Source organism: Wolbachia endosymbiont of Atemnus politus (assembly GCF_013309895.1).
The window spans coordinates 1-14,208 of record NZ_JAAXCS010000025.1 but is presented as its reverse complement, the minus strand read 5'-3'; the positions used below and the strand labels follow the sequence as shown (position 1 = coordinate 14,208).

General features: G+C 35.1%; 12 protein-coding genes and 2 pseudogenes. 7 read left to right on the top strand and 7 right to left on the bottom strand.

Translation table 11 applies throughout. The features are described 5' to 3' along the window. Positions 1-67: 67 nt before the first annotated feature. Positions 68-1,146, bottom strand: a pseudogene (prfA, locus tag HET73_RS02755) (peptide chain release factor 1). Positions 1,147-1,262: 116 nt separating this feature from the next. Here prfA and yihA point away from each other — a divergent pair. From yihA to HET73_RS02725, 6 genes and pseudogenes are all read left to right on the top strand, one after another. Then, a pseudogene (yihA, locus tag HET73_RS02750) lies at positions 1,263-1,837 on the top strand (ribosome biogenesis GTP-binding protein YihA/YsxC). A gap of 4 nt (positions 1,838-1,841) precedes the next feature. Beyond that, on the top strand, positions 1,842-2,750 hold the full coding sequence (gene argB, locus HET73_RS02745) for an acetylglutamate kinase (RefSeq protein WP_174133987.1): 909 nt from the start codon (positions 1,842-1,844) through the stop codon (positions 2,748-2,750). Positions 2,751-2,822: 72 nt separating this feature from the next. Then, complete coding sequence (gene dut / locus HET73_RS02740) at positions 2,823-3,278, top strand: dUTP diphosphatase (protein WP_174133986.1); 456 nt, start codon at positions 2,823-2,825, stop codon at positions 3,276-3,278. Between the two features lie 91 nt (positions 3,279-3,369). Next, the gene (locus HET73_RS02735; RefSeq protein ID WP_174133985.1) at positions 3,370-4,023 is read left to right on the top strand and encodes a hypothetical protein; all 654 of its coding nucleotides are present in this window, start codon (positions 3,370-3,372) and stop codon (positions 4,021-4,023) included. 233 nt (positions 4,024-4,256) lie between these two features. Beyond that, positions 4,257-5,066: a nucleotidyl cyclase domain-containing protein gene (locus HET73_RS02730; protein WP_174133984.1), complete on the top strand. Its 810-nt coding sequence runs from the start codon at positions 4,257-4,259 to the stop codon at positions 5,064-5,066. A gap of 63 nt (positions 5,067-5,129) precedes the next feature. After that, positions 5,130-6,305 carry a porin gene (locus tag HET73_RS02725; protein ID WP_174133983.1) on the top strand — a complete coding sequence of 392 codons (1,176 nt, stop codon included), beginning with the start codon at positions 5,130-5,132 and terminating at the stop codon, positions 6,303-6,305. A 627-nt stretch (positions 6,306-6,932) separates the two neighbouring features. On the opposite strand, the gene HET73_RS02720 is transcribed toward HET73_RS02725, so the two are convergent. After that, on the bottom strand, positions 6,933-7,958 hold the full coding sequence (locus HET73_RS02720; RefSeq protein WP_174133982.1) for an aspartate-semialdehyde dehydrogenase: 1,026 nt from the start codon (positions 7,956-7,958) through the stop codon (positions 6,933-6,935). 140 nt (positions 7,959-8,098) lie between these two features. On the opposite strand from HET73_RS02720, the gene HET73_RS02715 reads away from it, so the two are divergent. Next, on the top strand, positions 8,099-8,506 hold the full coding sequence (locus HET73_RS02715) for a hypothetical protein (protein ID WP_174132983.1): 408 nt from the start codon (positions 8,099-8,101) through the stop codon (positions 8,504-8,506). 27 nt (positions 8,507-8,533) lie between these two features. On the opposite strand, the gene HET73_RS02710 is transcribed toward HET73_RS02715, so the two are convergent. The 5 genes from HET73_RS02710 to HET73_RS02690 all read right to left on the bottom strand — a co-directional run bounded on the left by HET73_RS02710 (position 8,534) and on the right by HET73_RS02690 (position 14,112). Then, positions 8,534-9,811: an amino acid permease gene (locus tag HET73_RS02710; protein ID WP_174132982.1), complete on the bottom strand. Its 1,278-nt coding sequence runs from the start codon at positions 9,809-9,811 to the stop codon at positions 8,534-8,536. Between the two features lie 82 nt (positions 9,812-9,893). After that, on the bottom strand, positions 9,894-11,168 hold the full coding sequence (locus HET73_RS02705; RefSeq protein WP_174132981.1) for an amino acid permease: 1,275 nt from the start codon (positions 11,166-11,168) through the stop codon (positions 9,894-9,896). 67 nt (positions 11,169-11,235) lie between these two features. Beyond that, positions 11,236-11,391, bottom strand: coding sequence for a hypothetical protein (locus HET73_RS02700; protein WP_174133981.1), 156 nt, complete (start codon positions 11,389-11,391; stop codon positions 11,236-11,238). 51 nt (positions 11,392-11,442) lie between these two features. Beyond that, positions 11,443-12,275, bottom strand: a protein-coding gene (locus HET73_RS02695; RefSeq protein WP_174132980.1) for an IS5 family transposase whose coding sequence is annotated in 2 segments (ribosomal slippage) — positions 11,443-11,909 and positions 11,909-12,275 — 834 coding nt in all. Because the reading frame shifts where the segments join, the coding sequence is not laid out codon by codon here. Between the two features lie 262 nt (positions 12,276-12,537). Continuing rightward, complete coding sequence (locus HET73_RS02690) at positions 12,538-14,112, bottom strand: hypothetical protein (RefSeq protein WP_174133476.1); 1,575 nt, start codon at positions 14,110-14,112, stop codon at positions 12,538-12,540. Positions 14,113-14,208: the final 96 nt, after the last annotated feature.

Genomic DNA, 14,208 nt, shown 5'->3' with positions numbered 1-14,208 from the left:
ATAAATTATAAAAAATATATATACAAGTGTGTGCACCCAAATACTAAGTGTGGTTCAAAAGATAACATTAACTCTCTCCAGCCAACCTTTCTGCTTCGTTACGTGAAATTAAGGCCTCGATAAATTCATCCAGTTCGCCCTCTCTTTTATAATCTGCTCTAACCGATGTGAAGTCAGATTAATTCTGTGATCTGTTATTCTCGATTGTGGAAAGTTATAAGTTCTTATGCGCTCAGAACGATCTCCAGAACCGATCTGGCTTTTTCTCATTGTTGACCTTTCCATTTCTTTTTTTTGTCTTTCAATTTCATATAGCCTTGCCCTCAACACTTTGAGCGCTTTGGCTTTATTTTTATGCTGCGATTTTTCATCCTGCTGTATTACAACTATTCCTGTTGGCAAGTGAGTAACTCTTACTGCGCTGTCGGTTGTGTTGACTGATTGCCCTCCAGGGCCGCTAGACCTGTAAACGTCTATTCGTAAGTCTTTCTCTTCTATTTTAAAATCGACTTCTTCAACTTCAGGTAATATTGCAACAGTAGCTGCTGAAGTGTGCAGCCTTCCCGAGGATTCAGTTTCAGGTACCCTCTGCATCCTATGTACTCCTGATTCAAATTTCAGTCTTGCGAAAACTTCTCCATTAACAAGTGCAGAAGCTTCCTTATAGCCACCTATACCTGTGCTAGAGATACTTATTGGCTCAAACTTCCAACTTCTTCTTTCTGCATATTTTTGGTACATGCGAAATAACATTGCTGCAAATAATGCCGCTTCTTCTCCCCCTGTGCCTGCTCTGATTTCTAGTATTGCGTTTCTTGAGTCATCTTCATCTTTTGGCAGTAGTGCTAACTTTAGCTTGGTTTTTACTTCTGGCAGTAACATTTTTTGCTTTTCAAGGAGTTCTTCTTTTGCTAACTCTTTTATATCGTATTCACTATTTTCATCTTTTATTATTTCCTCTAAGTCTAAAATTTCTTCTTTCAGCGTGTTGTATTCATCAATTACCTCGATAATTGGTCTGAGTTCAGAATATTCTTTTGAAAGGTTGATAAATTCTTTTTGACTTAAGTTGGTAGGATTTTCCAATTTTCTTTCTATATCATTAATTTTTTCCTTTAAGTCTTGTAAGTTATTTTCCATGTCCATACAGCTTAGTTTAACTACTAAAATGTATACTTGAAACAAATTTTTTTTTATCAAGCGATAACATTATAATATACATACTACCTTAGATACCTATTTATACCTATTTCTATAAAATAATGGCAAGGGAACAAAGGCAATTTTATGTTTGGACTTCAGACATACAATCATTACCAAATGAATCGGTTCCGGAAATTGCTTTTGCTGGCAGATCGAATGTAGGAAAATCCAGTTTAATTAACTTACTGACAAACAGCAAAAAAGCTGCCAGAGTTTCTTCTAAACCTGGGTGCACTAGACAAATAAATTTTTATACTCTATATACAATGATAAGTTCAGGCTTGGGTATGGCTATTCTCATGCAAGCAAGGAAGAAACAATACAATATTTAGATCTAATTGAGTATTACTTAATTCAGAGAAGAAGCTTAAGAAGAGTGTTTGTATTGGTAGATAGCAAAGTAGGACTAAAAGAAATAGACAAAGACTTTATTTATTGGTTAATATATAATAATATTAACTTTAATGTTGTGCTAACAAAAATAGACAAGGTAAGTCAAAAAAATCTCGATGCCACTCTAGAAAGCATTCAAAAATGGATTGATAATGAGAACGTGTCAATTCATCAAATAAGCATCCGTATTAAGTGTAAAATAACCAAGGTAAGAGATGAATTTTTCAAGTTTACAAGATAAAAGAATGAAGAGCTGTGAATTTTCTAATGGTAAGATATCATTTAGACAAAAAGCAGAAATATTGCTTGAAGTGCTATCTAATATACCCAATTTTGTAGGCGAAACTTTTGTCATCAAATGCGGCAACGTGACAATCTCAAACGAGACGCTGCTCAATACTTTTGTGCATAATGTTGTCTTGTTGAAGCAGCTTGGCATAAATCCAGTTATAATCCATGACGGAGAGCATGAAATTGATTCTGTACTAAAAACCTTGGATATCAATAGTAAGTTTGTGAATGATATCAGATTTACAGACAAAGATACTATGAAAATCATTGAAATGGCGTTATGTGGCTCAGTTAATAAAAAAATTGTTCAGTGCATAAATTCTGCTGGTGGTTCGGCTATTGGATTATGTGGAAAAGATGGCAACCTAATAAAAGCCGAAAAAGTAAGCACTACGCTTAGGGAAAATGGATCAAACAATATCGAAAGAATATTAGACATGGGGTTTATTGGCATACCAATCGAAATCAATCCTGATATATTATTTTTTGTTGAAGAATCAGATTTTATACCAGTTATTGCACCTATCGGTCATGGAAGAAATGGGGAAACATATCACATCGATGCCGATAGTGCTGCAAGTGCAATAGCAATTGCAGTTTCTGCATCTAAAATGATAACCTTTAGTGATACAGAAGAAATAGATAAGATTGGTGATAGGAGAATATCTGTTAAAAATTTAAATGCATCGATTAATTGTGGTAAAATTAGGGGAGAAAGACTTATTGAAAAGCTTATAGCATGTACTAAAATGGTGGAAGAATGTGCTGGAACCGCTCATATAGTTGATGGCGGAGTACCTAATATTATAGTTGATTTATTTACTGAGAATAATTCGAGTGTGTCAATTGTAAATGATTTGTAGCTGAACATTGATTGCTGTTATCACTTTCGCGGACACAATTTACATGCTATAACTTGAGCTTTGGTAGGTAGAGTGCAAAAAATTAAAGTAGAAATAAAAAAATTATCACACGGAGAAGATCTGCCTCTTCCATGTTACGCAACCGCGCAGAGTGCTGGTATGGATCTTTATGCAGCACTGGGTAGTCCGGTGTTTTTAAATCCACTCGAAAGGTTACTGATTCCAACTGGAATTATAATTGCAGTACCAAATGGTTTTGAAGGACAAGTTCGCCCGCGTTCTGGTCTTGCTACAAAACATGGAATCACTGTCTTAAATTCTCCAGGTACTATAGATTCTGATTATCGAGGTGAGGTTAAAGTTTGCTTGATTAATTTAAGCAATCAACCTTATGAAATAAAAAGAGGAGATAGGATTGCACAAATCCTTGTTGCTCCTACATCTTGGGTAGTTTGGGATAATACAGAGGAATTTTGCACAGAAGAAACTGACCGAAATACAGGAGGTTTTGGCTCAAGTGGCAGATAGTTTATGCAAAAATTACTAAATAAAAAAACTCTTGACTGCAATGATTCTTTACATATAATTTTAGTATATTAATAATTTATTGAGGTTAATGATGTCGATCACCAAAACTTTTAAAAACCATCGTGGTCAACTCCACGTAATGAACACTGCACTTGTTGCACTTACTTCTCTGTATGTCATAGGTGCAGCAGTAGCACTTTCAGCACCGTATTGGGTGTCTGCAACTTCAGCTTTGGCTCCACTTGCAGCTTTTGCAGCTACACCACTTGGAATAGGTATATTAGCAACTGTTTCTGTTGCACTAATTGGTTTAGCAGTGTATAGCATCATCAAAAATAACAAAATATCTGAGGAAAAAGCTCCAAAGGTTGTTGCTGACGATCAAAATCAACCAGTACTAATGTTAACACAAGATGTGTTTGAGCAAATGAAAGAAAATAATAAACATGAGAATAAAGACGGTAAGGTTATAGAAGGTAAATATTGTATATATTTCACTAACTCAGAAGGCAAAGAGTGTCGTGTTATTGTTGATAATAATATTGCCAAGGAGCTAGGCAATACTTTACTATCAAAGATAGATTCATTAGAAGTGAAAAAAGATGATGGCGAATATGTTTCAATAAATGATAAAAGTAAGCAACTGGAAGAATTAGGGTTAAACCAAAATGGTGCTAAAGAGTTTAACACTTATTTAGGCTCAGTTGTTGTAGAACAAGCTGCTTCTCAAGAACAGAAAAAATAGGTATTAAGCAAAACAAAGGGGTAGGTTAGTCTGCCTCTTTTGTTCTTCCGGAAAATTCTTAGGTTCCAGTATTATGTGCTGGAGTGATAAGTTGCCTTTATTACTACCTAAAAGTGGCTAGCAACGACGTAATATTAAGCCATTTCTATTATATTCAATTAAGCATATTATAGGTAAATGAATTTTAATACAATCCTATTATACTTATAAATACGCCGTATAGTAATGAAAGCATGGAAGATTTCATAACTGCAAGAAGGAAAGATGATGCTGTGATATCTGTTTGTCAGGATAATAAGAAAAAAACTGTATTAATTTCAGGACTTAATCAAGCTGCAAGGGATTTGTTAAAATACAAGAAAGAGAGCCTACTTAACAAGCCATTAATCAATATCTTAAGTGCAAGAGCAGCTAATGACGTGAAAAACTATTTAGAGTATACTGAAGATGGGCAAGATTTATTTGATGTATTACCTAAAGTGATAGGTTTTTCCTTAATTGACGCTAGAGGAGAAGACATCAAGACAAGAGTAAAAGTCTTTCGCACCATGCAATTTATTGATAACAAGATTAATTATGAGCTGTTGATACGTGACATCAGCTTGTTGCATAAATTAGGAATGTTCAGAGATGAATATCTAATGGGTAAAAAATACAAGAACCACAACTTATTTGGTATACCAGACAATGAATCCTCTATTTTAGAGCTGTGTATTATATCGAATTTTGCCCTGCAATATCAAATTAATGTGGCTATGGGAGTTATTGGTTTTAACTGTGATGAGACAAATGACGCACTGAAAGTCGTTGTAGAACACTTTCACAAAAATTGCCGCAGTGATGATTTCCTAGGGTATATTGGCGAAAATAAATTGCTCTTTATCTTATTCAACTGTAATGCAGAAAACGCACCTAAAGTGATTGATCGTATACATTCTGCTATCAATAAGCAATTATTAAAGCATGGGTTACCCAGTATATCAATAGCTTATGGAAGCATAGCTCAAAAACTAACAGCAAACTTAACCAAAGGAGCCTTTTGAGGAGTTGTCTTTTGTCCATATTGAGTTTAAAATTAAATTTTTATAAAAAATTTAATTTTACTCATGAAATTAAAATACTGCCTAGTAACACTGCTTTTGTTATTGTTTTCACAAAGTAGTTTTGGCACTAGGATAATTCTAGACAAGGGAATATTTTATGCAGAACTAGATGGGAAAATAGATTTAAGATTTGGCTACGCTTTTAACCAAGATTCTTTCAATATTAAACCAAAAAACAAGACTTCAAGTTATTCATACTTGCGCTTTCTTTATTTGCAGCAAGTTTATCCGAATATTCAAATGGGGTTTAATGTTAGGACAGGAGTGTCTGGCATCGCAAACCTAAAGGCACTAGACATAGAAAAATTAGACATGGAGGAATGGTATTTTATCATAAAAAACAAGGGACTTGGATCAATTGAATATGGTAAAAGAGAGTTGGTTAGCCAAAGCATGCTGATCAACACTTCAAAAATTTATGCGGCTGCTGGAGGAGTAAATGGTTGCTGGACAAACTACGCAAATTTGCGTAGCAACGAAAAGAAGAATGATGGTGCTGGGTATGATAAAGACAGAGTCTTTTGGGTTAAGCCCAATATTTATAGTGATTATAATGGGCTAGAGCTGAAGTTAAAACAACCAGCGGTAAGTTATATCTCCCCTGAAATTTATAACTTTCAATTGGGACTCAGTTATATTCCAGGAAAAAATAACCTACAGTATAACAACCTAATTGCTGCTGGCCTTTCCTATAAGAATGGTTTATCAGATGATATAAGTTTTACTACCGCCGTAACTGGTGAGTTTGCAAAGGAAAATTTAACCGATTGCTCAGATGGAACTTCTAAAAATTATGAATGCCGTAACCAACTACTGCACTGGAATTTTGGCTTGAAATTAAGATTGTTCGATCTTGATTGCATTTTTTCGTATGGTAATGGTGGTAAATCTGGTGAAAGGTACGACCCTGAAGTGAGCAACACATATTACACTAATGCGGGTGTCGGTTACCGTTCTGACTCTCACAAATTGAGCTTAACATATTTCAATAGTGGTCGAAAGATTGTAGGCAAAGGTACAAACAAGTTAACATCGTATGCTTTAAGCCTTGAAAATTCTCTTTTTGTAGGCACTTCATACTATTTCGATATTGTAAAATTTAATGCCGAAGAGCCAATCGAAAAGTCCAAAAACAACTCAGGTTACGTATTCTTAGCTGGACTGAAGTTAAGCCTTTAATAACTTTACATTCCAACACCCTTCTCCTGTCATCCCAACGCTCTATTTCTTGTCATCCAAGTAGCCCCGACACTGGCAGGAGGGTATCATCCAAATAGCGGACACTGGCAAAAGGGTGTCATTCCAGTGCTTGACACACAACTGTACGAACGTTGTAATTTGAGCCTACCCGGAGGGTGTCATCCCAGTGCCCAGACACTGGGATCTATTTCTTCTCATAGGATCAGCGTTACACGCTGGCCAGATTGTAACTAATCTAAATATTAATAAATTTACCAAACCAAAAAAAGGCAAAAAAACCCCCGTGATGCGAGTTTTGACCCTCTAATAATGTAACTTGGCGCTGTAATAATGTGCTGACGCTTAGTTTAAGCGCGATTTTGGCTGCATGTGAAAAAATTTAAAAGACATGTAGCCCCAATAATTTATATAATCCGCCAATAAATACCTTAAGTTTTTTACTAAATTTTTGTCGTTGATCCTGCAGGTCAAAAACAAGTTTTGAGTCAGAAATACCCTGAATGACATGGTAATAAGATTGGCGGGAGTTGTCAAGGGGTTTCTTCTTTCTGTTGTCAAAAAACCCAGTAGCTATTTACATGTGATATACTTCGACTCTACATGTACTTAAGTTTTCCTCGTCAGAATCTCCAGAATCTGCACTATATTTAGCGCTGCACCTTTGCGTAGATTGTCAGCCACTATCCACATATTTAGCCCGTGTTCGACGGTATTGTCTTCCCTAATACGCGATACGTATACGGCATCCTCCTGCACAACATCAATTTGAGTCGTATATTCGCCGTCTTCACGCCTATCGTACACTAAAATTCCACTATCTTCGGCTCTGCTTAACACTTCACGGGCTTGTTCTTCAGTTATATGCTGGTCAAACTCTACGTTTACTGCTATAGCATGACCAATAAAAACAGGCACCCTTACGCACGTTGCGGTCACTTTTATGTCTTTTTCTAAAATTTTTTTCGTTTCCTCTTGCATTTTCCATTCTTCTTTTGTAGAGCCATCTTCCATGAATTCCCCTATGTGAGGAATGCAATTGAATGCTATTTGCTTGGGAAATATCTCGGGTTTTTTAGCTTCGTTCATGAAGATTTTTTTTGTCTGGTCATAGAGTTCATCCATCGCTGCTTTGCCTGCACCAGAAGTCGATTGATAAGTTGAAGCAACAATTCTCTTTATTTTTGCTTTTTGGTGTAATAGATGTAGTACCAGCAGCATCTGTATTATAGTACAGTTTGGATTAGATATTATGTTGTGGTTTTTATATTCCATGATTTTTTCTTTATTAATCTCTGGAATAACTAGTGGTATACCTTCTTTCATTCTAAAATGGGAACTGTTATCTATCACGATGCATCCAGCCTGTGTTGCAATTGGTACGTAATTTTCAGAAACATGATATCCAGCGCAGAAAATAGCTATATCGACTCCAACAAAGCCATAATTTTCAAGGCATGAAATAGTTAGTTCTTCATCGCCAAAGCTCACCTTTTTTCCCTTTGATTTTTTTGATGCAAATACAATAATAGAGTCTATCGAAAATTTTTTCTCGTTTTGGAACTCAGCAAGTATACTCAGCACCTCGCGCCCCACTCTTCCAGTCGCCCCGACGACAGCGATTTTATGTCCCATATAGATAAACCTCTAACTTTAAAGGTATATTATATTTTTGCTGATAAAATTTACAATTGTTTTAATATTTTTACTTTAAAATTAATTGTAATTTAGTTATTATTATGCAATATTGATTATATTACATAATAAAGTGAGAGATGAGTAAAGAGTACGATGAAACTAAGGTAAAACCTGCTCCATCTATATCTCAAGAACCTGAGAAAATTAGTGGATCAAAGGTTCAAAATGTTCTCTCAAAAAGAGAATTTAAGATAAATTTTGATGATGCAAAGTATGCTGTAAAGACTGTTAAAACACAGTTTGCACAAACAGAACAACAGCCTTCAAAACTAAGGGATTTCTTGAAATCAATACCGATTATAGGAAGATTTTTAGTAAGGGTTTTTATACCTGAAAAAGAAGCACACAAAAAATCACAGGCAGTTTGCTCTAGCAAGACAAGACATGAGACTAGTGTAGATGATGAATATACACAAAAAGTAGGTAGCAGACTTGAAAAAAGTAATGTTGAGCAAGTAGACGACAAAAAAGGTCATAGTCTATAAATACCGATCATTCAAAGAGCATAACATTTATTGTACAGAAATTCTGCGATACCAAAATAAATAAAGAGGTACACCACTTGCGGTAAATAAGCTTGCAGTTAGCAAGGTGTTTATAGGAGTTTCAACTACCACCCAGCAGCAAAATGTTGTTGCTATGACGCCAATTAAAAGCTTGTAATAATTTCTTTCCTGTATGATAACCTTTAGAAAAGCAAGGCTGCATGCAAGGTAGACAAATAAAAATGAAACTACAGAAAAGTCGATAATCGATGTGATTTGCTTAGCAAAATCATTACTTGAAGTGAGAATTAGTAAAATTGCAGTTCCAACTGAACTGGTTATTATCCCCCAAAAGGGAGAACCATGCTTGTTCCTTTCAGCAAATAATTGTGGCATAAGCTTGTCTTCTGCAAGACCAAAAGCAACCTGCCCGCTAGATAAAACCCAAGCGTTTAAAGTACCAACACAGAAAATAAATGCTATTACAGAAATAATCAAGTGCCAATTGCCGGAGAGCATAACTTTTATCGCATCAACATATGGCGCTCTTGAGTTTGCTAAATCATTGCCATTTATCAGCCCCATGATTGCGAAGTTGTTGATAAAATATATAACTGCAACACAGATTGTGCCAAGCACTATAGCTCTTGGTATAGTTTTAGCTGGGTCGTTGACTGATCCTGCAGGTGCTGTTGCCAATTCAACTCCAACAAAACACCATAAAGTCAGTAGTATAGAACGAGCAAGAATCTGCGATGTTGTAAGATTTGATATTTCTTCACTTATAATAAAATTACTTCTATCAAAAAAAAACAACGCCACTATAGGTATTGCGAGCAATACAGAAATTTTTATGACCGTAAGTAGAAACTCAACGCGTCCTGCAGTAGCTATTCCTCTTAAATTTATTAATGTAATGATTGTAAATAGTAATAGCTCTAAAAGCAAACGTATGTTCTGGATACCTTCATGGAAAAATGGTGTAAGGTAACCAACACCCACAACTATTAAAGCTGTTGTGCTAACCCATGAGATTACCCAATACGTCCAACCAACAAAAAAAGCTGCTGTAGGACCAAAAGCATATTTTACATAAACGTGAGGACCTCCAGTCTCTGGGAACTTTGCACATAGTGTAGCAAAGACTAATGCAAGAGACACAGCACCAAATCCTGATATCACCCAGCTTATGAGGCTATAAGCACCATATGGAGCAAGGCTAATTGGAAGCATGAAAATTCCAGAGCCGATCTGGCTACTAATGACTAAAGCAAGAACAGTCAAGAAACCTATTTTGTTTGGCACAATACCTCTTGATCCTATTAATAAAAATCAGTAGTATACTTACCCCCAAGAGCTTTAACAAATAAAAAATTATGTTTTTACGTTAAGCTTTTAGTTTATGGTACCAAAATAGATAGATAAGCGTGCCGCTTAGAGGAAATAGGCTTGACATTAGCAATGTGTTTATAGGAGTCTCATATATTATCCAACAGCAAAAAAATACAGCCACGCCTCCAATTAAAAATTTGTAGTAGTTTTTCTCCTGTATAATGACCTTGAGGAACGCAAAACTACATGCCAAATAGACAAATAAATATGAAACCACAGCAACATCGATAATTGAAGTTACTTGCTTAGCGAAACTCTTGCTCGATGTTAAAACGAGCAAAGCTAATATTCCCAAAGTATTGATTACTATTCCACAAAAAGGAGCATCGTACTTGTTTTTTTTAGCAAAAAATTGCGGCATTAACTTATCTTTTGCAAGGCCCAAAGCGACTTGTCCATCAGCTAGAAACCAAGCGTTTAAACTACTCACGGAAACGATGAAAGCAACAATAGAAATTATTAGATACCAATTACCAGGTAAAACTATTTTTATCGCATCAACGTATGGTGCTTCTGAGTTAGCGAGGTGGTTGCCATTTATCAGTCCCATAATTGCAAGGCTATTAATGAAATATATGATAGCAACAGAGAACGTACCAAGCACTATAGCTCTTGGTATTGTTTTGCTCGGATCATGAACCGATCCTGCAGATGCTGTTACTGTTTCAAGTCCAATAAAGCACCATAAAGTAAGCAGTGAAGAACGAGCAAAAATTTGAGATACTGTGAGGTTTGATACTTCTTCACTCACGATAAAATTACTTCCATCAAAAAAAAATAATGCTGCTATTGGTATTGCAAACAGTATGGCGATCTTGGCAATCATCAATAGAAGCTCAACATGTCCAACGGTAGTTATTCCTCTTAAGTTTATTAGCATAATAGCTAAAATTAATGTTGTTTCTAAAAGCAAACGTATACTTTGCATATCATTATGAAAAAGCGGAGCTAAATAACCAATACTTGCAACTGCTACAGCTGTTGAACCAACCCATGAACTTGCCCAATATGTCCAACCAGTAAAAAAAGCTGCTGTAGGGCCAAAAGCATGCTTTACATAAACGTGAGGACCTCCAGTCTCTGGAAACTTTGCACATAGTAAGGCAAAAACCAAAGCAAGAGATATAGCACCAAATCCTGATATTACCCAGCTTATGAGGCTATAAGCGCCATATGGGGCGAGGCTAATTGGCAGCATGAAAATTCCAGAGCCAATTTGACTACTAATAACTAAGGCAAAAACAGCCAAAAACCCTATTTTATTTGACACAGTAATTTTTAGTTTTTATCTGAATACATTGACAATATAACTTAAGCTTAGAAACTTCAACCGATCTTTATAAGAACTTGCCTCCTTTTAATTTGTATCCAGGAAAGTAGGCTGCATTAAAATTACTGTAATTAGAAAATGCTGAAATCATACGCATCAAGTTAGGAGCAAATTTAAGGAAGTTAAAGTGAATTTCTATTTCACTGGACTTCTCACATGTCATTCAGGCAGCACCTTTCTTGTCATCTCAGAGGTTGTCCGGAAACTAGTAAATTTAGGTATATTTCCTCTTTAACATAACCCTATTCATAGCAAGATATATAAAATTTTCAGTAGATGTTGTCAGCAAATCGTACTCCTTTGATAACCTTCTATTCCTATTGATCCACGCAAAAGTTCTTTCTACAACCCACCTTCTTGGTTGTACTTTAAATCCATGTTCTCGCATCGGTAGCAGCTCAAGTGGTGTATCTTTATGTACCCAAAACCTACATGGAGGTCTTTTAACAATCTCAATATTTATTCCATATTCTTCCTTTATATGATTTTTTAAATTTTTTCCCTGATATCCCATATCAGCCCACATTTTCTTAACGTTAATATACTTTTTCCTCATATTATCCAATGCTACTTTAACACCATCTCTGTCATTTTCACTAGCAGCACCCACATAACAGCCTAATATAAAACCCTGAGTATCTGTAATTATGTGCCTTTTTCTACCTTTTACTTTTTTACTCCCATCATAGCCTTTGACCCCCCTTTTTCTGTAGTTTTCACAGATTGGCTGTCTACTATACAAGCACTTGGCTGCTCATTTCTTCCTATTTTTTGTCTACTATATTTCGTAATTTCATAGTTCATCTTTTCAAAAATCCCCTGCTTTTTCCATTGCCTGAATTGCTCATACACAGTCTTCCATAGTGGAAAATCATTCGGTAAATACCGCCATTGGCACCCTGTACGTAGTATATAGAAAATTGCTTCTAATATTTCTTTCTTACTGTATTTTGGCGGCCTTCCTCCTTTTTTGTACGATACCCTGAAGTATTTTTCTATTCGGGACCATTCCCTTTCACTTAGATCTGTTGGATACTTTTTTCTCATCTTTACCCCATACTAAAATTTCAGATATTATAGCCTTCTATTAGTTTCCGGACAACCTCTAATATGAGGTTTAACATAATAGCTGGAATTGTAAATTTGAGACACAGCTTTTAATTAATTTTTCGTTTGATCTACTTTACATTCAGGTTATTGCCATATCGCTTCGCAGGGGGGCTATTGATCTTTTAGACCTTCTCGTTCAATTGGGTAGGCCCCATCGTAAGAAGAGCTACAACACTCCCTTCAAAGCCTACCAGTATCTTTAAAGTGAATGTTCGTGTGATTTCACAGATAATTTCTGTTTTTCTATTTTATCTGTCCACTTATCGTTCTCTATACTTTGTTTGTTGGTTGTTTTTTCTTCTTGTTCAATAATTTTCCCATCTACCTTCCGATTAATTGCATTAATCGCTCCTTGTTTTTCGTATACTTCGCTTTTTCCTTCAATAATTAACTTGGTAAAGATATTTGCAACAAACTGAGCTTGTTCATAATTAACTTGACCTTTTACTAAATAAGGTAAGGATCTTAGTGCAAAAGGATTGCCATTACCGTGAAACGTATAATTCTGAGAAGAAAGCCCTAAATTGTCTGCTACTTCTTTTACTAATAACTCTCTATTTTCTTTATTATCCTCAAGTTTAACATACTTACTCAATAGATCGATAACAGTAGGCACTTTAACTTCGACATAAGCATCAATATCTTCCTCATTAGCATCCTTCTTCGACAACTCATCTTTGAGATTTTTCTCTAAAAAATTGATAAATTCTTTGTTTGCATCTGATCCTATAGTAGATATTGCACCACCTAATACTGAAGTGCCTAAGTCATGCTCTATTTGTATTTTTGTCTCAGGTTTAAATCCTAATTTTGCACAGAGTTTCTGAAAATATTCTTTAATAATGTCAAACAAGCTCTTGCCATTATCTTTATAACTTTTTAACTCTTCAGGAATAGTAAGTGACAATTTACCATCTCTGTATGTTACAAAGCTTTCACCATTGTGAGATTCAATTGTAAATTCTAGTGAATTAGACAGATCGCATATCTTATCGCCATGCATCACTTGATCTCTGATAGAGAGTACTGGTATACTCATATCAGATCTAATTCTGGCACTGTTTTGGTTAACACAATCAATATTTATTACTTTTTGAGGACTTTCTAATACAAATGACTGTCCAAGTGCAAGTTGAGTTTGTACAAAGGGGGCAGCTTCATACCCTGCTTGATTACAATTAGTAACTAGCTCTTCTAAAATAGCATCACTTGGAACTTCTGCTCCAGCGTACCTGAATATTTGCTTAAAAATTTCTTTTGCAAAGGGACGATAATCCTTATTTTCGTCTTTTTCTGTGGGCAATAGATGGATATAATTTTGTCCAGCATTGTAAAATTCTTCAAAATTTTTCTTATATGAATCAGTTTTTTGATGATCAGCAATTTCAGGATTTTCACAGTGATTATTCCACAGCTTGACCAATTCATCATTTATAAGCTCTTTCTCAAGACCTTTGAGTATTGAATCAACAAAAGTTTTACCATCATCTGTATCTATTTCTCTTGTTTCTCTGTCGTTAAATATTTCATTACTATATATATCATCACTATTAAAAAGTTCGCTTTTGCGGTGTTTAGCTCCTTCCTTAAATGCAATAATAAAATTTTTATCTATTTTTTTCCCGTTAATAATAAAATTCATCCTTTGAAAATCTAAGAACATTGTTTCACCAGAATTTGCTAATTTATTATCTTGATCTGCTCTTAATTTACTAAAATTGAACTCTTTAGCTGTGACCTTTAATCTAACTACTGGACCCTTTGCCTCGTTCATAATTAATACCTTGCTGTAAATATGGTATGAATTATATCATTGAGTTATGAATAATTTTATAACCTACTAAAAAGATAGTATATTCAATTTCGTTAT